The 19647-nt window shown below is 50.4% G+C and carries 20 protein-coding genes and 1 other annotated feature; all 20 genes read right to left on the bottom strand.

Translation table 11 applies throughout. The annotated features are described in order from the left end of the window. Positions 1 to 11: 11 nt before the first annotated feature. The 20 genes from rpsL to gltX all read right to left on the bottom strand — a co-directional run bounded on the left by rpsL (position 12) and on the right by gltX (position 19647). Entirely contained in the window at positions 12 to 431 is a 420-nt protein-coding gene (gene rpsL, locus IJ22_RS22430; RefSeq protein WP_054818707.1) for a 30S ribosomal protein S12, read from the bottom strand. A gap of 129 nt (positions 432 to 560) precedes the next feature. Beyond that, positions 561 to 812: a ribosomal L7Ae/L30e/S12e/Gadd45 family protein gene (locus IJ22_RS22425; RefSeq protein WP_054818706.1), complete on the bottom strand. Its 252-nt coding sequence runs from the start codon at positions 810 to 812 to the stop codon at positions 561 to 563. Positions 813 to 965: 153 nt separating this feature from the next. Next, positions 966 to 4586 (bottom strand): DNA-directed RNA polymerase subunit beta', encoded by a 3621-nt coding sequence (rpoC, locus tag IJ22_RS22420; protein ID WP_062410372.1) that lies wholly within the window; start codon positions 4584 to 4586, stop codon positions 966 to 968. Positions 4587 to 4698: 112 nt separating this feature from the next. Continuing rightward, positions 4699 to 8253 carry a DNA-directed RNA polymerase subunit beta gene (gene rpoB, locus IJ22_RS22415; RefSeq protein ID WP_171006031.1) on the bottom strand — a complete coding sequence of 1185 codons (3555 nt, stop codon included), beginning with the start codon at positions 8251 to 8253 and terminating at the stop codon, positions 4699 to 4701. Positions 8254 to 8594: 341 nt separating this feature from the next. Further along, complete coding sequence (locus IJ22_RS22410) at positions 8595 to 9191, bottom strand: class I SAM-dependent methyltransferase (protein ID WP_062410370.1); 597 nt, start codon at positions 9189 to 9191, stop codon at positions 8595 to 8597. Positions 9192 to 9275: 84 nt separating this feature from the next. Further along, positions 9276 to 9638: a 50S ribosomal protein L7/L12 gene (rplL, locus tag IJ22_RS22405; protein ID WP_054818705.1), complete on the bottom strand. Its 363-nt coding sequence runs from the start codon at positions 9636 to 9638 to the stop codon at positions 9276 to 9278. Between the two features lie 43 nt (positions 9639 to 9681). Then, positions 9682 to 10194: a 50S ribosomal protein L10 gene (gene rplJ / locus IJ22_RS22400; RefSeq protein WP_054818704.1), complete on the bottom strand. Its 513-nt coding sequence runs from the start codon at positions 10192 to 10194 to the stop codon at positions 9682 to 9684. Between the two features lie 156 nt (positions 10195 to 10350). Beyond that, positions 10351 to 10515: a sequence feature (ribosomal protein L10 leader region), on the bottom strand. Positions 10516 to 10570: 55 nt separating this feature from the next. Next, complete coding sequence (rplA, locus tag IJ22_RS22395) at positions 10571 to 11263, bottom strand: 50S ribosomal protein L1 (protein ID WP_062410369.1); 693 nt, start codon at positions 11261 to 11263, stop codon at positions 10571 to 10573. 84 nt (positions 11264 to 11347) lie between these two features. After that, a complete protein-coding gene (gene rplK / locus IJ22_RS22390) occupies positions 11348 to 11773 on the bottom strand; it encodes a 50S ribosomal protein L11 (RefSeq protein ID WP_062410368.1) in 426 nt (141 codons plus the stop codon). 51 nt (positions 11774 to 11824) lie between these two features. Further along, entirely contained in the window at positions 11825 to 12358 is a 534-nt protein-coding gene (gene nusG, locus IJ22_RS22385) for a transcription termination/antitermination protein NusG (protein ID WP_054818741.1), read from the bottom strand. A gap of 27 nt (positions 12359 to 12385) precedes the next feature. Continuing rightward, positions 12386 to 12598, bottom strand: a complete 213-nt coding sequence (gene secE / locus IJ22_RS22380) for a preprotein translocase subunit SecE (RefSeq protein ID WP_062410367.1) — start codon at positions 12596 to 12598, stop codon at positions 12386 to 12388. An 18-nt stretch (positions 12599 to 12616) separates the two neighbouring features. Further along, positions 12617 to 12766 carry a 50S ribosomal protein L33 gene (gene rpmG / locus IJ22_RS22375; protein ID WP_025851018.1) on the bottom strand — a complete coding sequence of 50 codons (150 nt, stop codon included), beginning with the start codon at positions 12764 to 12766 and terminating at the stop codon, positions 12617 to 12619. A gap of 407 nt (positions 12767 to 13173) precedes the next feature. Continuing rightward, positions 13174 to 13818 carry an RNA polymerase sporulation sigma factor SigH gene (gene sigH / locus IJ22_RS22370; protein WP_054818701.1) on the bottom strand — a complete coding sequence of 215 codons (645 nt, stop codon included), beginning with the start codon at positions 13816 to 13818 and terminating at the stop codon, positions 13174 to 13176. A gap of 111 nt (positions 13819 to 13929) precedes the next feature. Then, on the bottom strand, positions 13930 to 14445 hold the full coding sequence (locus IJ22_RS22365) for an NYN domain-containing protein (protein WP_062410366.1): 516 nt from the start codon (positions 14443 to 14445) through the stop codon (positions 13930 to 13932). Between the two features lie 26 nt (positions 14446 to 14471). Next, positions 14472 to 15215: a 23S rRNA (guanosine(2251)-2'-O)-methyltransferase RlmB gene (rlmB, locus tag IJ22_RS22360; protein ID WP_054818740.1), complete on the bottom strand. Its 744-nt coding sequence runs from the start codon at positions 15213 to 15215 to the stop codon at positions 14472 to 14474. A gap of 29 nt (positions 15216 to 15244) precedes the next feature. Then, positions 15245 to 15682, bottom strand: a complete 438-nt coding sequence (locus IJ22_RS22355) for a Mini-ribonuclease 3 (protein ID WP_054818700.1) — start codon at positions 15680 to 15682, stop codon at positions 15245 to 15247. Positions 15683 to 15691: 9 nt separating this feature from the next. Next, positions 15692 to 17089: a cysteine--tRNA ligase gene (gene cysS, locus IJ22_RS22350; protein WP_062410365.1), complete on the bottom strand. Its 1398-nt coding sequence runs from the start codon at positions 17087 to 17089 to the stop codon at positions 15692 to 15694. A 2-nt stretch (positions 17090 to 17091) separates the two neighbouring features. Beyond that, positions 17092 to 17760, bottom strand: coding sequence for a serine O-acetyltransferase (gene cysE, locus IJ22_RS22345; protein ID WP_062410364.1), 669 nt, complete (start codon positions 17758 to 17760; stop codon positions 17092 to 17094). Positions 17761 to 17766: 6 nt separating this feature from the next. Continuing rightward, entirely contained in the window at positions 17767 to 18108 is a 342-nt protein-coding gene (locus IJ22_RS22340) for a hypothetical protein (RefSeq protein ID WP_137671167.1), read from the bottom strand. Positions 18109 to 18195: 87 nt separating this feature from the next. Next, positions 18196 to 19647, bottom strand: coding sequence for a glutamate--tRNA ligase (gltX, locus tag IJ22_RS22335; protein ID WP_062410362.1), 1452 nt, complete (start codon positions 19645 to 19647; stop codon positions 18196 to 18198).

The following is a 19647-nucleotide window of genomic DNA, read 5'->3' as shown; positions in this document are numbered from 1 at the left end:
TAAAAGCTGTATTACTTTTTCTCTTTCGGGCGTTTTGCGCCGTACTTGGAACGTGCTTGCTTGCGGTTGGCTACACCGGAAGTATCGAGTGCGCCGCGAACGATGTGGTAACGTACCCCTGGAAGGTCCTTAACACGACCGCCGCGAATCAGAACAACGCTGTGCTCCTGCAGGTTGTGTCCGATACCCGGAATGTAGGCAGTAACCTCTACACGGTTCGTCAAGCGAACACGCGCATACTTACGAAGAGCAGAGTTTGGTTTCTTCGGGGTCATCGTACCTACACGAGTGCAGACGCCACGTTTCTGAGGAGAACTCAGATTCGTCGCTTCTCTTTTCAAGGCGTTGAAACCTCTTTGAAGAGCCGGGGATTTGGATTTTACAACTTTCGCTTGGCGTCCTTTACGAACGAGCTGGTTAATTGTTGGCATATTGGCCACCTCCTTTAATATGAATGGTTCTTTCTTTTCAAGCCCACAGATCCAGGCGAATCGTAAATGAACAAAGTAAAAGTTTTTACCTTAAACCCTTACGGATTCTCAGGCAAAAACATTACTGCATCATTCATTCACTACCGCAGCCATAGCTGCGCCTACTTCGATTCCACACGCTTTACCTAACATGGTCATGGAGTCCACGTATGTCACTTTAACCCCCATCATCTTGCAGAGGTTAACTATTTTTATCGTAATTCGCGGATCTGCATCTCTGGCAACGAAAACTTCGGCGGCATGTCCCGCCTCTACCATTTTCGTAACTTGTTTCGTGCCTATAATCAGCTTTGCTGCCTGTTTCACTTTATCATAAGACATAGATCATATCCTCCAAAAGGACAGGTGACTAGGCTTAGAAAATGGCACACTTTGATATATTAGCATCTCGGTTTTACCGTGTCAAGAATGGACGCTTGCCTTCAAAAAGATTTTACAATCCATACTTTGAAGGCAAGCGCCGGGTCTTCTTCGTTACTCTACGGTTACCGCTTCTGCTTCAGTCAACTCTTCATCCCTTGGCTCTGCGTTCGGATCTGTAATGCGGATGTTACGGTATCTTGCCATCCCCGTACCTGCCGGTATCAGTTTACCGATGATCACATTCTCCTTCAAACCGAGCAGCTGGTCGACTTTTCCTTTAATCGCCGCATCCGTCAGGACACGAGTCGTTTCCTGGAACGATGCCGCAGAGAGGAAGGAATCTGTTTCGAGCGATGCTTTGGTAATACCCAGAAGCACCGGTTTGGCAACAGCAGGTTCCTCATTGGCGAAAAGCGCCACTTTGTTCGCTTCTTCGTACTCATGAATGTCCACAAAGGATCCCGGAAGCAGAGTCGTATTTCCGGCATCGACGATGCGAATTTTACGCAGCATTTGGCGGATCATCACTTCGACGTGCTTGTCGTTGATTTCCACCCCTTGGTTCCGGTATACGCGCTGAACTTCCTGTAAAATGTAGTTCTGCACGCCGCGGATCCCTTTAATGCGCAGCATTTCCTTCGGATCGATCGAGCCTTCCGTCAGCTCATCTCCGGCCTCTACGGTCTGGTTCACTGTGACGCGAATCCGGGAGCCGTAAGGTACGGAATATACTTTCGATTCAGCTTCGCCTTGAACCTCAATCTCACGACGATCCTTCGCTTCACGGATTTCTTTAATCACACCGTCAATTTCAGAAATTATCGCTTGCCCTTTTGGATTACGAGCTTCGAAGAGCTCCTGAATCCGCGGCAAACCTTGCGTGATGTCGTCGCCCGCAACGCCCCCGGTATGGAACGTACGCATGGTAAGCTGCGTTCCTGGTTCACCGATGGATTGCGCCGCGATAATACCTACCGCTTCGCCGATTTCTACATGTTTGCCGGTCGCCAGATTACGGCCGTAGCACTTTTTGCAGACGCCATGTCTGGAACGGCAGCTGAGTACGGAACGGATTTGTACCTTCTCAATACCGGCTGCTATAATTTGGTCGGCAATATGTGCTTCAATCAGCTCGTTACGGTTAATAATAATCTCACCTGTTTGCGGATGACGAATCGTTTCAAAGGAGTACCGTCCTTCGATTCGGTCATACAGATCTTCGATGACTTCTTTACCATCCTGGATTCTGCTGACGAGGAACCCTTTATCCGTACCGCAATCTTCTTCACGAACAATTACGTCTTGAGCCACGTCTACCAGACGGCGGGTCAAGTAACCCGAGTCCGCCGTACGAAGTGCGGTATCGGCCAAACCTTTCCGTGCACCGTGAGTGGAGATAAAGTACTCCAATACGGTCAACCCTTCGCGGAAATTGGACTTGATCGGAAGCTCGATGATTTTACCGGACGGGTTAGCCATCAGACCGCGCATTCCGCCAAGCTGGGTAATTTGCGATTTGTTACCCCGTGCTTTGGATTCCACCATCATATTGATGGAATTATATTTATCAAGCGACTTCATCAAAATATCGGTAATTTCATCCTTGGCCTTGCTCCAGATCGCGATAACGCGGTCGTAGCGTTCATCGTCTGTAATTAAACCGCGGCGATATTGATTCGTAACCACACGAACTTTTTCGTCGGATTCTCTAAGGATTTCATCTTTCTCCTTCGGAACCGTCACATCCGCTACGGCAATGGTGATACCGGCACGCGTAGAGTAAGTAAATCCAAGCTGCTTGATATTATCCAGCGTGATCGACGTTTGTGTCGTATGGTAACGGCGGAAGCATTCTGCAATGATCGTGCCAAGGTAATCTTTTCCGACCGCTTTCGTTTCAGGCAGCTCCGCCATTTTCTTGCGAAGATCCACGCCTTTCTCGAACACGAAATAATCGTTTGAAGGTCCGTTCAGCAAATTCGCTTTCGTCGCTTCATTAATGTATGGGAAGTCCGGCGGATAAATCTCATTGAAGATAATTTTACCGATCGTTGTGATCAGCATGGCCTTTTCTTGTTCCGGCGTAAAGCTGGTTTTTTTCAAAGCCTTGGCCGGAATCGCCACGCGCGCATGCAGAGCCGCATCTCCGCGGTGGTAGAGCGACACGGCTTCTTCAATCGAACGAATAATCGTACCGGAGCCTTTGGCTTCCTTGTTTTCCGTCGTTAAGTAGAAGCTTCCCAAAACCATGTCCTGCGACGGCGTAACAACCGGTTTGCCGTCTTTTGGGTTGAGAATATTGCCTGCTGCGAGCATCAGCACGCGGGCTTCCGCCTGGGCTTCTGCAGACAACGGAACGTGAACGGCCATCTGGTCTCCGTCAAAGTCGGCGTTATATGCCGTACAAACAAGCGGATGCAGCTTGATCGCCCGGCCTTCAACCAGAATCGGCTCGAACGCCTGAATGCCCAAACGGTGAAGCGTGGGAGCACGGTTCAGCAGAACCGGGTGTTCCTTGATGACTTCCTCAAGAACATCCCATACTTCAGGACTAACGCGTTCCACTTTGCGTTTTGCGCTCTTAATGTTATGCGCAAGACCTTTATTCACAAGCTCTTTCATGACGAAAGGCTTAAACAATTCCAATGCCATTTCCTTTGGAAGTCCGCACTGATACATTTTGAGACTCGGTCCCACCACGATAACGGAACGGCCGGAGTAGTCAACCCGCTTACCCAGCAGGTTTTGACGGAAACGCCCCTGTTTACCCTTCAGCATGTGGCTGAGGGATTTGAGCGGACGATTACCCGGTCCCGTTACGGGACGGCCGCGGCGGCCGTTATCAATAAGCGCGTCAACCGCTTCCTGAAGCATCCGCTTTTCGTTCTGCACGATAATATCAGGAGCGCCCAGATCAAGCAGACGTTTCAGACGGTTGTTCCGGTTGATGACACGGCGGTATAAATCGTTCAAGTCAGAGGTCGCAAAGCGCCCCCCGTCAAGCTGAACCATCGGACGAAGCTCCGGAGGGATAACCGGCAGTACGTCGAGCACCATCCACTCCGGCATATTTTTGGAGTTACGGAATGCTTCCATAACCTCAAGACGTTTAATGGCACGGTTACGGCGTTGACCTTGAGCGGTTTTCAGCTCTTCCTTCAGCATATCGACTTCTTTCTCGATGTCGATGTCTTGAAGCAGCTTCTTCACCGCTTCCGCGCCCATACCGGCTTGGAATGCATAGCCGTATTTTTCCCGATAGCTGCGGTATTCCTTCTCGGAGAGCAGCTGTTTTTTCTCCAGCGGCGTATCTCCAGGATCAGTTACGACATAGGAAGCAAAGTAGATGATCTCTTCCAGAGACCGCGGAGACATGTCGAGCGCAAGCCCCATACGGCTTGGAATTCCTTTGAAATACCAGATATGTGAAACCGGTGCTGCAAGCTCGATGTGACCCATGCGCTCGCGGCGCACTTTTTGACGCGTAACTTCTACGCCGCAGCGGTCACAGACAACGCCTTTGTAACGAACCCGTTTATATTTACCGCAATGACATTCCCAATCCTTGGTCGGACCAAATATTTTCTCACAGAACAAGCCTTCTTTTTCAGGTTTCAGCGTCCTGTAGTTGATCGTCTCCGGCTTTTTCACTTCGCCTCTGGACCATGAACGGATTTTGTCGGGGGAAGCCAATCCGATTTTCATGAATTCAAAATTGTTGACGTCGATCAAGGAGCAACCCTCCTCCAAGTTTGTGTGGGCAAATCTACACCGGAAGCATCCGTTGTAAGAATGTGCTGTCTGTACGCTTCATACACCCGTGGCTTACGCCTGGCCCAATAGATTACTCGACTCCCATTTCCGCGCCTTCAAGGTTAAGGTTAAGCTTATCGCTTGTTACCTCATCCTCATCGTCGATTTCCTTCATTTCGATCTCTTCTTCATTCTCGGACAAGATTTTCACATCCATACCCAAGCTTTGAAGCTCTTTGATCAATACCTTGAAGGATTCCGGTACGCCAGGCTCCGGAACATTCTCACCTTTAACAATCGACTCATACGTTTTGACGCGTCCTACCACGTCGTCGGATTTCACAGTCAAAATCTCCTGCAGGGTATAGGCTGCACCATAAGCCTCGAGCGCCCATACCTCCATCTCGCCAAACCGCTGTCCGCCGAACTGAGCTTTACCGCCCAGCGGCTGCTGCGTAACGAGCGAGTACGGCCCTGTCGAACGCGCATGGATTTTATCATCGACCATGTGAGCCAGCTTGATCATATACATGACGCCTACCGTTACCTCTCGCTCAAACGGTTCACCGGTTCTGCCGTCGTACAGGATCGTCTTGCCGTTACGCTGCATGCCGGCCTCTTCCATCGTATCGAACACGTCGTATTCATTAGCACCGTCGAATACCGGCGTTGCCGTATGGATACCGAGATACTTGGCAGCCATCCCCAAGTGAACTTCCAGCACCTGTCCGATGTTCATCCGGGAAGGAACGCCAAGCGGGTTCAGCACAACTTCAACCGGCGTGCCGTCCGGCAGGAACGGCATGTCCTCTTCCGGTAAAATCCGTGCGATAACCCCTTTGTTTCCGTGACGTCCCGCCATCTTGTCGCCTTCGGAAATTTTCCGCTTCTGGGCGATGTAGACGCGCACCAGCTGGTTTACGCCAGGAGGCAGTTCGTCGCCGTTCTCACGGGTAAATACTTTCACGTCGACTACGATACCATCGGTACCGTGCGGCACACGAAGCGAAGTATCGCGAACTTCACGGGCTTTTTCACCGAAAATCGCATGAAGCAAACGTTCTTCCGCGGTCAGCTCCGTAACCCCTTTTGGCGTTACTTTGCCCACCAGAATGTCGCCTGCCGCGATCTCGGCACCGACGCGGATAATTCCGCGCTCATCGAGATTTTTCAGCGCATCTTCCCCGACGTTCGGAATATCACGGGTGATTTCCTCCGGTCCGAGCTTCGTATCCCGGGCTTCAGACTCATATTCTTCAATGTGAATGGAAGTATAGACGTCTTCCTTCACCAGTTTTTCACTAAGCAATATCGCATCCTCGTAGTTGTAGCCTTCCCATGTCATAAAGGCAACCACTACGTTCCGCCCGAGCGCAAGCTCGCCCATCTCCGTCGACGGACCATCGGCGAGGATATCTCCTACGCGCACTTGCTCGCCTTTATGGCAAATCGGACGTTGGTTAATACATGTTCCTTGATTGGAGCGCAAAAACTTGTGCAATTTATGTTTAACGATGTCTCCGTTCACCAGGCGGCCGTCCACTACTTCCTGACGGCGTACCCAGATCTCGTTAGCCGTCACCCGTTCTACCACACCGTTCACCTTGGAAACGACGCATACACCCGAGTCCTTGGCCGCCTTATGCTCCATCCCCGTACCGACAAGCGGCGCCTTAGGGATAAGAAGCGGAACGGCTTGACGCTGCATGTTCGAACCCATGAGAGCACGGTTGGAGTCGTCGTTTTCCAAAAATGGAATAAGCGCCGTCGCTACCGATACAACTTGCTTAGGGGAAACGTCCATGTAATCGACACGCTCTTTAGGAAGCGTCAGAATATCGTCCTTGTAACGGACAATGACGTTATCATTCGCAAATCTGCCGTCCTCGGTCAACTCGGCATTCGCCTGCGCGACCACGTAATTATCTTCTTCATCGGCCGTCAAATAAGCGATCTCATCCGTAACTATGCCGGTATTCGGGTCAACACGCCGGTAGGGCGCTTCAATAAAGCCGAATTCATTCACACGCGCGAACGTGGAAAGTGAGTTAATCAAACCGATGTTCGGTCCTTCCGGCGTCTCAATCGGACACATCCGCCCATAGTGGGAGTGATGGACGTCCCGCACTTCAAAACCTGCGCGTTCCCGCGTCAAACCACCGGGTCCAAGAGCGGACAGGCGGCGTTTGTGCGTCAGTTCGGCAAGCGGGTTCGTCTGGTCCATAAACTGCGACAGCTGGGAGCTTCCGAAGAACTCCTTGATCGAAGCGATGACCGGACGTATATTGATCAATTGCTGCGGGGTGATCGTGTTCACATCCTGAATCGACATCCGCTCGCGTACCACGCGCTCCATCCGGGACAGGCCAATGCGGAACTGGTTCTGCAAAAGCTCTCCCACGGAACGCAAGCGACGGTTACCCAGATGATCGATATCATCGGTGCTGCCGATCCCATGCAGCAAGTTAATGAAATAGTTGATCGATGCAATGATATCAGCCGGCGTAATGTTCTTCACCGACTTGTCAATTTTCCCGTTGGCGATGACTTTAACCACTTTCCCGTCTTCAATCGGGGAGTAGACGTTAATGTGCTGCAGCGTAATCTTATCTGTTTCAGTTACGCCGTTAGCGACCGAATATTCTTTGAAGCCGACGTTGTCTTCCAGATAAGGAATAATCGTGTCGAGCAAACGGCGGTCAAGCTGTTGTCCAGCTTCTGCAATAATCTCGCCTGTTTCCGGATTAACAAGGGTCTCAGCCAGACGTTGATTGAACAGACGATTTTTGATATGCAGCTTTTTGTTGATTTTGTACCGTCCAACATTGGCAAGATCGTAACGCTTCGGATCGAAGAATCTGGCGATCAGCAAGCTTCTCGCATTATCCAGCGTCGGCGGCTCGCCCGGGCGAAGACGCTCGTAAATTTCAATCAACGCCTTGTCCGTCGAATCGGTGTTATCCTTGTCCAACGTATTGCGGATATATTCATCGTCACCAAGCAGGTCTATGATTTCCGCGTCGGTACCGAAGCCGAGTGCACGAAGCAGTACGGTTACAGGGATTTTTCTTGTACGGTCAATACGCACATAGATGATATCCTTCGCATCCGTTTCCAATTCAAGCCAAGCGCCGCGGTTCGGAATCACGGTAGCGGTATAAGCCTTTTTACCGTTTTTATCGACTTTCGTACTAAAATAGACGCTCGGGGAACGAACCAGCTGACTGACAATAACCCGTTCAGCGCCGTTGATAATAAAAGTACCCGTTTCGGTCATCAGAGGGAAATCGCCCATAAAGACTTCCTGCTCCTTGACTTCGCCAGTCTCTTTATTGATCAAACGTACTTTCACACGAAGCGGTGCAGCGAAGGTGACGTCGCGTTCTTTGGATTCATCCACTGAATACTTTGGCTCTCCCAAGCTGTAGTCGATAAATTCCAACACCAAATTCCCCGTAAAATCTTGGATTGGGGAAATATCTTGAAACATTTCACGCAACCCTTCATCCAAAAACCACTGATATGATTTTTGTTGGATTTCAATCAGGTTTGGAACTTCCAACACCTCATGAATCCGCGCGTACGACCTGCGTTTACGTCGACCTAATTGAACAAGATGTCCCGCCAACTTAGATTCACCCCTCATGTCTACTCAATAGAACAAAATAAAAGCCTCTTTGGGAAGCCTTCTCGAGTAAATACTGCACGAAGATAAACTTCTTAAGGAAGCTTGTTATTACGATGCACGAATCGTACAACGAACAGGTGACTTTTTCCCCATTTTACCATAATTTTCTTCACACCTTGTAGGGTTTACCTAAAATTTAAACATTATACGTCAAATGATAAAATCTTATTCATCCCAGCATGAAAAAAATATCTTGACATTTTAGTAAACTAAAGAGAAAAAGCATGACCATAATACTGACATTTTAATATAATATCACATCCCAAAATTCAAGTCAACATTTTTCCAGCGCATCAAAATCATTTCGCAGCCTTGATAATCCAGTAGCCTTTACTCCGTTCCACCTGTTCTACACGGCTATAGAGAGACTCCAATTTGCTATAAGCCGACGGGGCGCCTTGTTTCTTCTGAATAACGACCCAAAGAGCGCCGCCCGGTACAAGTGCTTCATGCGCCTGCTCGAAAATACGGTGAACCGTTTCTTTGCCGGCCCGGATCGGAGGATTGGTCAGCACCACATCAAACGACCGGCCCTTCAACTCCGATAACAGGTCACTTTGCAGTATTTCTACATTGCCCAGGCCGTTCCGATCGGCATTGTGCTTGGCTAACGCAACAGCGCGTTCATTGATGTCCACCATGGTGACCGTACCCTTGTGCGCCAGCACGGCAGCCGTCAGTCCAATCGGCCCGTAACCGCAGCCCACATCAAGAATCCGGGCATCGACGGGAAGCGCCACCGTTTCCACGAGCAGCTTCGATCCGTAATCAACCCCCTTTTTTGAGAACACCCCGGCATCCGTTACAAAAATGAACCTGCGTCCACGCATCGTCTCTTCAATGGTGTGCAGGTCATGTTCAACGCTGGGTTTTCTGGAATAGTAATGTTCCGACACGTTCGGCCACCTCCCTGTTTGCTGTATTGAAAAGGAAAACCCCTTGAGAGAATCGCCTCTTCAAGGGGTGCTTGACCTTTGAAATTACTTCACTTCTACGGAAGCGCCTGCTTCTTCCAGCTTAGCTTTGATGGATTCAGCTTCTTCCTTGGAAACTTTTTCTTTCAACGGCTTCGGTGCGCCGTCTACGAGGTCTTTTGCTTCTTTCAAGCCAAGGCCTGTAATTTCGCGAACCACTTTGATTACGTTGATTTTGGACGCGCCTGCGCTTGCCAGGATAACGTCGAATTCGGATTGCTCTTGCGCTTCTGCAGCGCCGCCGCCTGCTACTACTGCCACAGGAGCAGCCGCCGTTACGCCAAACTCTTCTTCGATTGCTTTAACCAGATCGTTCAGTTCCAATACTGTCATGCCTTTAATGGCTTCCAAAATTTGCTCTTTGCTCATGGTTTAAACCTCCGTTTATATTTAGATCGTTTTTTTAAAAAGATTACGCTTCTTGTGCGCCGCCTTCTTGCTTATCGGATACAGCCTTAACCGCAAGGGCGAAGTTGCGAATCGGAGCTTGAAGCACGCTGAGCAACATGGACAGAAGACCTTCTCTGGACGGAAGCTCAGCCAGCGCCTTGATTTGGTTGATATCAACCACTTTACCTTCTACAACGCCTGCTTTAATGTTCAGGTTTTCGTTCTTCTTAGCGAACTCCGCCAAAATTTTAGCCGGAGCCACGACATCTTCTTTGCTGAATGCGATCGCAGTAGGACCAGTCAAATACTCATCCAGTTCAGACAGTTCCGCATTCGCCGTAGCACGGCGTACCAAAGTATTTTTCAACACTTGGAATTCCACACCAGCTTCACGCAATTGTTTGCGAAGCTCCGTTACTTGGGCAACGTTCAAGCCGCGGTAATCGGCAACGATGGAACAAGAGCTTTCTTTCAGCTTTTCGGCTACAACCGTAACCTGTTGAGCTTTTTGCTCGATAATTTTTGCGTTTGCCATTTTTGCACCTCCTAAGAGCTTTCTGCAGGAAAGCTTGCATCGTAAGCATAAGCTATAAGTTTTCGTGAGAAAACTGCTTCGTAAACTTAACTCGTAAACAAAGTCCGCCCGAGGCCGCTCATTCCGTTTCTCGCCATCTCCGCCAAGGCAAGGTCCGCATAAAAGCGAAAATGCCTTCGCAGACGAAAGCGAAGGCATGATGATTCACATATTCTTGAGCTGTTAAGCAAAGAATACCGAATTTATATCATAACACCTCGGCAGGAAATTAAGCCCATGGGTAGGAGCACCTGCTGTCTACGGTAAGCATATTCGTTTGTTAGACTTAGAACAGGTTAGCATGGATGACCTGGAAAGTCAAATACCAAGGCTACTCCTATCTAAGAGCTGCAGCGTTCACACGAGCGCTCGGACCCATTGTCGAGGATACCGCGATGTTCTTCAGGTATACCCCTTTAGCTGCGGCCGGTTTCGCTCTGTTCAGCGCATCAATCAAAGCTTTGAAATTTTCAGCAAGCTTCTCGGCTTCGAAGGAAACTTTTCCGATCGGCGCGTGAATTTGTCCGGCTTTATCCAGACGGTATTCGATTTTACCAGCCTTGATCTCCTGAACGGCTTTCGCCACGTCGAACGTAACGGTACCCGCTTTCGGATTCGGCATCAAACCTTTACCACCCAAGATACGGCCGAGCTTACCCACTTCGCTCATCATGTCTGGCGTAGCTACGCAGACATCGAAGTCGAACCAGCCTTGCTGGATCTTGTTGATCATGTCTTGATCGCCAACGAAATCGGCTCCTGCCGCTTCCGCTTCTTTGGCTTTTTCGCCTTTGGCGAATACAAGAACGCGTTTTGTTTTACCTGTGCCGTGAGGCAATACAACCACACCGCGAACGGCTTGGTCTTGTTTTCTAGGGTCTACGCCCAAACGTACAGCCACTTCAACGGTTTCGTCGAATTTGGCGCGCGCTGTCTTCTTCACGAGCTCGATCGCCTCGAGCGGCTCGTAAAAAGCGTCAGCGTCGATTTGCTTGGCAGCTTCCAAGTATTTCTTGCCGTGTTTAGCCACTGTCTTATCCTCCTATGTGGTATTAGCGGAATATCCTCCCACTTGGTTGGCTCCTCCGTTATAACCGGGAGCCGGAAGCATGGATTAGTCTACGATTGCAACGCCCATGCTGCGAGCCGTACCTTCCACCATACGCATAGCAGCCTCGATGGATGCCGCGTTCAGGTCAGGCATTTTTTGCTCGGCAATTTCACGAATTTTCGCACGATTAACGGTTGCAACTTTCTTCTTGTTCGGTTCGCCGGAACCTTTTTCGATCCCTGCAGCCACCCGCAGCAATACGGCAGCTGGAGGCGTTTTGGTAACGAACGTGAAGGAACGGTCCTCGAATACCGTAATTTCTACCGGAATGATGAGACCTGCTTGATCGGCCGTGCGAGCATTAAATTCTTTACAGAACGCCATGATATTAACGCCGGCTTGACCAAGAGCAGGACCGATCGGCGGAGCCGGATTCGCTTTTCCTGCAGGGACCTGCAATTTCACCATTTTAATAACCTTTTTTGCCATTGTTGTGTACACCTCCTCGCCCGTAGTATGGCAGAATTTCGCTTACAACGGTTAAAGCTTTTCCACCTGATTATAGTCAAGCTCCAACGGCGTCTCTCTGCCGAACATGTTGACATGAACCTTCAGCTTGCTTTTGTCGAGCAGAATTTCTTCTACGGAACCGACAAAATTGGCAAACGGCCCAACTTTTACGCGTACGGTTTCTTTGAGCTCGAAATCGATCTTCGGCTTCGGCTCTTCCATACCCATGTGCTTGAGAATCGCATCCACTTCCTCGGGAAGCAGCGGCGTCGGCTTCGAACCCGAACCGGTCGATCCGACAAACCCGGTAACCCCAGGAGTGTTGCGCACGACATACCACGAATCGTCCGTCTGGATCATCTCCACGAGGACATACCCTGGATATACTTTACGCATAACCGTTTTCTTCTTGCCGTCTTTATTCACAAGCTCTTCTTCCATGGGAACGAGCACACGAAAAATCTTGTCCTTCATATCCATGGATTCGACGCGCTTTTCCAAATTTGCCTTCACCTTGTTTTCATACCCGGAATAGGTATGTACGACGTACCATCTTTTTTCCATTTCCATAGTGCCACCCACCAGCCCAGATTATTGAAACACGAGGCGAAGCAGCTCTGAAATTCCCAGGTCCAGAACGTAGAAGTACACCGTTATAAAGGTGACCGTAAATAATACGACCAGCGTGTAGCTAATCAGCTCTTTACGGCTAGGCCATTTTACTTTTTTCAGCTCGGACCAGCTGTCCGCAAAAAAAGAAAATGTATTGCCGAATCCCTGCTTCAATTTAGCCAAAAAGGACACAACTACACCTCCAAAAAACTAGCGCGTTTCGCGATGAGCTGTCTGTTCATTGCAAAACTTGCAATATTTCTTCAACTCCATGCGGTCGGGATGGTTGCGCTTATTTTTAGTGGATGTATAGTTTCTTTGCTTGCAGTTTGTGCACGCTAAAGTGATGATCACCCGCATGATGTACACCTCCTACGGACCAGCCTCAAGATTTACAGCCTTATATGATCAGCAAAAAAACGCCTTTCAATTAAGGCCACCCAAATACTTTAGCACACGACATAGCTTGTGTCAAGGAATGTATTCACTTGGCTGTCCGTCCCCGTCCACATCCATTATTAACCAAGGCCCCGGATCTTAAACGAATCCTAAACCGATTTATATAAAGGGATCCCTTGCATTTCAGGAACATTTGTTCTATGATAAGGGTATAAAAAAGCTTCCGAACGAAGCCCTTTCGGTGAAGAACCATTTGCGGTTTGTACAGCCGCTTTTCTTGCGCGGAAAGGAAATTGTTCAGTTTTGCCGGACGTTTTTATTTTTATTGCAAAAAAGCACCTCCACAAAAGCAAAAGGCGCTTTAATCATTATGCATCGCGTACTTCCAAATACCTTTCGAGCTTGCGTTTTACCCGTTGAAGCGCGTTGTCAATCGATTTGACATGGCGGTCTAAATCAACAGCAATCTCCTGATAGGAGCGTCCGTCCAAATACAGCATCAGCACTCTACGTTCGAGATCACTTAAAATCTCGCCCATCTTGTCTTCAAGTCCGCTAAACTCCTCTTGATTGATGATCAGCTCCTCCGGATCGGATACCCGGGAACCGCAGATCACATCAAGCAGTGTACGGTCGGAATCTTCATCATAAATGGGCTTGTCCAGCGAAACGTAAGAATTCAGAGGAATATGCTTTTGGCGCGTGGCGGTTTTGATCGCTGTGATGATTTGGCGGGTAATACAGAGTTCGGCAAAGGCTTTAAAAGAGGCGAGCTTTTCTCCGCGGAAATCGCGGATCGATTTATAGAGACCGATCATACCTTCCTGCACGATGTCTTCCCTGTCAGCGCCGATCAAAAAATAAGAACGTGCTTTGGCGCGGACAAAGTTTTTATACTTGTTGATCAAGTACTCCAGTGCATCGCTATTTCCTTCACGGACCGCTTCGACAAGATCTTCGTCTGCCTTGAGGTCGTATTCGTCCATTCTCAACTCTTTGAAGTCGACACTCACTACAATCCCTCCGGCCCAACGCTTGAAAGATAGGACTAGTATACATTATGTAATCTACCATCGTCAACCGGATTCCCGTTAGAAAAAGCTTTACTTGCTAGATTTGCAAAACTACTTCTCCCGCCGCCACTTTTCGAACATCGCCCGAACATCTTCACTGAGCCTCTTATCAAAGGTATTACGCTTCCCCGCGGCTTCATCCTCAATTTTTCGCCGGATCTCGGCCCGCGCTTGCCGCAGCTTCACGAGAAGCTCGCCGGCCGGAATGCGGAAGGCTCCTTTACCGAAAATAACATGCTGCTCCGTCATATCCGAAGTCGCCACATATACTTGCTTTCGCCGTCCGATATGCTCCGTAACCAATCGTTCGATCAGTTCGTCCGCCGTTTCCTTTTCTTTGGTGTAATAAACCGGAAGCTTACTCTGAACATACTTACCGCCAAGTCCCGGCACATAATACGCGTCAAAAACAACGATCACCTTCATGCCCGAGAACGATTGATATTCCGCCATCATCTCAATCAACCTGTCCCGCGCTTCTTCCAGCCTGATTTCTTTCAGCGCCTTAAGCTCAGGCCAGTCGCCAATGATGTTGTATCCGTCTACGATTAAGATTTCCTGTATCATGCAGCATCGCCCTGCTGGTAAGCGCGCTAGCGGGCTGCCGTCCGCTGCCGGACGACTTCATACATGAAGACCGATGCGGCGACAGAGGCATTCAGCGAATTAATTTGACCGAACATCGGGAGTTTAAGCAGAAAATCGCATTTTTCCTTAATCAACCGGCCGATCCCTTTACCTTCATTACCGATCACAATCGCCAGAGGCAGGTTCAGATTCGTCTGGTATACGGGCTGCTCGGCCCCGACATCCGCTCCGGCCACCCATACCCCGCGCTCCTTTAGCAGCTCGATGGTCTGCGCCAGATTCGTCACACGCGCTACCGGAACATACTCTACTGCACCCGCGGATGTTTTCGAGACGGCAGCCGTCAATCCCACGGAACGTCTTTTGGGGATAATGACCCCGTGCACGCCGGTACAGTCCGCTGTACGCAGAATGGAGCCAAGGTTATGCGGATCTTCTATTTCATCAAGCAAAAGCAAGAACGGCATCTCACCGCGCTCCTCCGCTCTCGCAAGCAAATCCTCGACTTCGACGTATGCATATGCCGCCACTTGCGCGACGATTCCTTGATGCTGCAGGCCCGAGGCCATTTGATCCAGCTTCCGCTTGTCAGCCAGCTGCACAACCACCCCGCTGCGCTTCGCTTCGGCAATAATCGGCTGGGCGAGCTGTTTTTGCGCCTGCTCGGCAATCCAAATTTTGTTGATCGTCCGCCCGGAACGCAGCGCTTCAAGTACGGAATGCTTTCCTCCGATAAATTCTTCTTCCATGCCCAAGGCCCCCTTTCCTTCTTCGAATGTTATTTATCCTGCTCCAACGACAGCAACATCAAATACTGAAGCCGCTCCCATTGCTGCGTGTAATACAAATAGCCGATCAGGCATTCAAACGCGGTGCTGTGCCGATATTCCAACACATCCGCATTCTTCGCGGTTGTCCCGGACTTGGCATTGCGCCCCCGCTTGACGACATCCTGTTCCTCTTCCGTGAGATGCGGCAGCCAACGCTGCAGCGATTTCGCCTGCGATTTTGCCGAAACATACCGGGTAGCCGTCCGATGCAAGTAGTTAGGCTTATGATTCGTTTGCGCCACCACATACTGCCGCACGAACACCTCGTAAATGGCGTCTCCCATATACGCCAGCACCAGCGGATGAAGCTGACCCGGTTCGCGGGCGGGCGGGAAGGAAAATAAATGGCTCTTGATCTCCTGATCCGACATTTCGTCCCATTTCATAAACTCGCCCTACTTCCGCCGCCAGCGGATGCCTTGAGGCGTATCTTCCAGTTGAATGCCGCGTTCTGTCAGCAGATCCCGGATTTCATCGGCGCGGGCCCAATTTTTCGCTTTTCGCGCTTCGGTCCTTTCTGTAATGAGCCGTTCCACCTCTTCATCCAATAATTCCTCTGCCTCCGGGGCCAATAGACCCAACACGCCGTCCATAGCTGCAAACTGCTGTACGAACAACTCCAGGGAGCCGGACGTTACCCGCCCCGATTGCAAATAATTATTCGCGGCACTGACAAGCTCAAACACCGCCGTAATTGCATCCGGCGTATTGAAATCATCGTTCATCTTCGCTTCAAATTGCTCCTTGGCCGCACGGACCGCCTCCACGACCGCAGCGTCGGCCTCCCCCGCTTCCGCGGATTGCAGCCGGTGCTTCAAAGCGGCGATACAGTTGTCCAAACGGGCTAAGCTGCCCTTTGCTTGCTCCACCGCATCGTCGCTGAAATTCAACGGATTGCGGTAATGGCCGGAGAGCATAAAATAACGAATCACCTGGCCCGGCATCTCCTTGAGCAGTTGATGCACTTGAATGCCGTTTCCAAGCGATTTGGACATTTTTTCATTGTTGATATTCACAAATCCGTTATGCATCCAATAATTGGCCATCCGGCGGCCGGTTAATCCCTCGGATTGAGCGATTTCACATTCATGGTGCGGAAAAGTCAGGTCCTGGCCTCCACCGTGAATATCGATCGTTTCGCCCAAATATTTACGAACCAACGCCGAGCATTCGATATGCCATCCCGGGCGGCCTTCACCCCAGGGGCTTGACCAACTAATTTCACCCGGTTTCGCAGCCTTCCAAAGCACGAAATCTTGAGGATTCTCCTTGCGCTCGTCCACGTCTACCCGAATGCCGTACTGCAGCTCCTCCAGGTTTTGGTGGGAAAGCTTGCCGTACTCGGTAAATTTGGACGTCCGAAAATAAACGTCTCCTCCGGATTCGTAGGCGTAATCATTTGCTACCAGCCCCGAAATGAACTCGATGATGTCCGCCATGTTCTCCGTCACGCGGGGATGCGCCGTCGCTTTGCGAACGCCCAGACCCGCCGTATCCTCATAATACTTTTGAACAAACAAGTCCGCCACCTCCGGAACGGTGGTGCCCATCTCCGCGGCCTTCTTGATCAGCTTGTCATCCACATCGGTAAAATTCACAATGAACGTCACATCATAACCTACCGACTCCAGATAACGGCGAACCACATCGAAAAAAATAACCGGTCTGGCATTCCCAATGTGAATATAATCATATACGGTCGGACCGCACACATACATTTTTACTTTACCCGGTTCCAGCGGTATAAAGTTTTCTTTCGTACGTGTCATCGTGTTATAAATCTTAAGCGACATGCTCAATCGTTTCCTCCGATCTTTGTTTTCACTGGTTCCCTTTTCTGCTCCCTTTGCTGCGCCGCCTTCAGCTCGTCAACCTGTTCCTGCAGCTGTTTGAACATATCGATGATCGGATCGGGAAGCTTATCATGCTCCAACCGACCGATACGAACGCCATCCCTCTTGACGATGCGTCCCGGAATTCCCACTACGGTGCTGTTCGGCGGCACTTCGCTCAACACTACCGCGTTCGAGCCGATGCGGGAGTTGTCTCCTACCGTGAATGAACCCAACACCTTGGCTCCGGCCGAAATGACCACATTATTGCCGATGGTCGGATGGCGCTTCCCTCGCTCTTTGCCTGTACCCCCCAGCGTTACACCATGATACAACAGTACGTCATCGCCGATTTCGCAGGTTTCTCCAATGACGACGCCCATGCCGTGGTCGATAAAAAATCTCCGTCCGATAACCGCACCCGGGTGAATCTCAATGCCCGTCATAAACCTGCTGATCTGAGAAATCACGCGGGCCAGCGTATACCATCTTTTTTTATAAAACCAATGCGCGACCCGATGCGCCCAAAGCGCATGCAAACCGGCATAAGTAAAGACGACCTCAAACCATCCCCTGGCCGCGGGGTCGTTCTCAAAGATCGTATTGATGTCTTCTTTCATCCGTTCGAACATATCGTTTCACCGCTTCCCTTTCCTAATCCCCCAAGCGAAAGAAAGAACGTCGCGCAAAAAACGCCTCCGCAGCCGATTTCGGCTGCAGAGGCGTTCAAATACCGCGGTTCCACTCTGCTTGGATAAGTATAAATCCTCTTCCCGGCAACCATGATTGGCCGGGAAGCTTATCCATCTCGTATCGTTCGTATCGTGAACGTCACGGTAAAGGCTACCCTGCCGCTGCAGCCGGAGCGCTCGCAGGCAGATCGTCTTTACAGCTCCCGGGTGCACTTCCGGATAAAGAGGATTGGACAACTCGCAGCCGGCATGCCCCCACACCGGTTGTCCTCTCTGAGAATCCCGCATTTTTCCGTACTTTCCCGTTCGTCGCCACTAAGTATGAAGTTAAAGCAATATCAATGATCTCTATAGTATATCGAAAAAACGGAAGTTTTACAATAACTTCTTCACCCGTTGAATCACCTTTTCTTTGCCCAACAAATACAAGGTCCTATTCAGATCGGGCCCATGCATTTGACCCGTCAGGGCCACTCTCACCGTCATAAAGAGCTGCTTCCCTTTATAGCCGGTTTCCGTTTGGACAGCTTTCAGCATCGCCTTTAGAGCATCGACATCAAACTCTGACGCCTGTTCCACCTGGGTTAAGAAGCTGTGCAATACGACGGGTGCATGCTCTTCCGCAAGCATCGCTTTAGCTTCTTCATCATAGCTGACCTCCTCGCGGAAGAACAGCTCCGACAAATCAACAATCTCAGCGGCATAGCGCAGCTGCTCCTGATACAGCCCGATCAGGGAGTGAGCCCACTGCCGCTGCTCGTCCGTCAACTCCTGTGGCAGTCTGCCTGCTTTTTGAAGATGGGGCAGTGCCAGCTCTGCAATACGCTCGGTATCCGCCTTTTTGATGTAGACGTTGCTCATCCAATTGAGCTTATCCATATCGAATACCGCAGGACTCTTGGACAACCGGTCGAGATCGAATCCTGCAATCAGCTCTTCCCTTGTGAAGATTTCTTCCTCCCCTTTCGGAGACCAGCCTAGGAGCGCGATAAAGTTCATCACCGCTTCCGGCAAATAACCCAGATCCCTATACTGCTCGATAAATTGGATGATCGATTCGTCCCGTTTGCTCATTTTTTTGCGGTCCTGATTCAGGATCAGCGCCAAATGCGCGAATTCCGGCACAGGAAGGCCAAGCGCTTCATACATCATGATCTGCCGCGGCGTATTGGTCAGGTGCTCTTCCCCGCGAATAACTAGGGTGATGTCCATCAGGTGGTCATCCAGAATGACCGCAAAGTTATACGTCGGGATGCCGTCGGGGCGGACGATAATGAAATCGCCGATGCCGTTCGTATCGAATTCGACGCGCTCGCGAATCCGATCCTCGAAAGCAATCGTCCGGTTCTCCGGCACACGGAAGCGGATCGACGGCTTGCGGCCTTCCGCTTTGTAGGCCTCCGCCTGCTCCGGCGTCAGATGGCGGCATTTGCCCGAATACATCGGCATCTGGCCCGCAGCCTCCTGCTTAGCCCGCTCCTCCTCCAGCTCCGCTTCCGTACAGTAACAGTAGTAGGCGTTGCCTTCCTGCAGCAGCCGGTCAATAAAAGGCCGGTACAGGTCCAGCCGTTCGGTTTGGCGATACGGCCCATACGGTCCTCCTACATCCACGCTCTCGTCCCATTCAATACCCAGCCACTTCAATCCGTTCAGTTGGCTGTCCACTCCGGTTTCCACATGCCGGGTTTGATCCGTATCTTCGAAACGGATCACGAACTGTCCGCCTTCCTTACGGGCGATCAAATAGTTAAACAGCGCCGTACGCGCTCCCCCGATATGCAAGTGCCCTGTCGGGCTCGGCGCATACCTCACACGAAACTTTGCCAT

Origin of the sequence: Paenibacillus naphthalenovorans (genome assembly GCF_001465255.1) — a bacterium.
In the GTDB taxonomy this organism is placed as follows: domain Bacteria; phylum Bacillota; class Bacilli; order Paenibacillales; family NBRC-103111; genus Paenibacillus_G; species Paenibacillus_G naphthalenovorans.
The sequence above is the reverse complement of the archived record's forward strand: the minus strand, read 5'-3'. Positions and strand labels throughout refer to the sequence as shown.

Coding starts and splice junctions, on each gene's coding strand:
- rpsL (WP_054818707.1), bottom strand. CDS start 431: ATGCCAACAATTAACCAGCTCGTTCGTAAAGGACGCCAAGCGAAAGTT.
- IJ22_RS22425 (WP_054818706.1), bottom strand. CDS start 812: ATGTCTTATGATAAAGTGAAACAGGCAGCAAAGCTGATTATAGGCACG.
- rpoB (WP_171006031.1), bottom strand. CDS start 8,253: ATGAGGGGTGAATCTAAGTTGGCGGGACATCTTGTTCAATTAGGTCGA.
- rplL (WP_054818705.1), bottom strand. CDS start 9,638: ATGAGCAAAGAGCAAATTTTGGAAGCCATTAAAGGCATGACAGTATTG.
- rplJ (WP_054818704.1), bottom strand. CDS start 10,194: ATGGCAAACGCAAAAATTATCGAGCAAAAAGCTCAACAGGTTACGGTT.
- rplK (WP_062410368.1), bottom strand. CDS start 11,773: ATGGCAAAAAAGGTTATTAAAATGGTGAAATTGCAGGTCCCTGCAGGA.
- nusG (WP_054818741.1), bottom strand. CDS start 12,358: ATGGAAAAAAGATGGTACGTCGTACATACCTATTCCGGGTATGAAAAC.
- rpmG (WP_025851018.1), bottom strand. CDS start 12,766: ATGCGGGTGATCATCACTTTAGCGTGCACAAACTGCAAGCAAAGAAAC.
- IJ22_RS22365 (WP_062410366.1), bottom strand. CDS start 14,445: ATGATACAGGAAATCTTAATCGTAGACGGATACAACATCATTGGCGAC.
- rlmB (WP_054818740.1), bottom strand. CDS start 15,215: ATGGAAGAAGAATTTATCGGAGGAAAGCATTCCGTACTTGAAGCGCTG.
- IJ22_RS22355 (WP_054818700.1), bottom strand. CDS start 15,682: ATGAAATGGGACGAAATGTCGGATCAGGAGATCAAGAGCCATTTATTT.
- cysS (WP_062410365.1), bottom strand. CDS start 17,089: ATGTCGCTTAAGATTTATAACACGATGACACGTACGAAAGAAAACTTT.
- cysE (WP_062410364.1), bottom strand. CDS start 17,760: ATGTTCGAACGGATGAAAGAAGACATCAATACGATCTTTGAGAACGAC.
- IJ22_RS22340 (WP_137671167.1), bottom strand. CDS start 18,108: ATGCGGGATTCTCAGAGAGGACAACCGGTGTGGGGGCATGCCGGCTGC.
- gltX (WP_062410362.1), bottom strand. CDS start 19,647: ATGGCAAAGTTTCGTGTGAGGTATGCGCCGAGCCCGACAGGGCACTTG.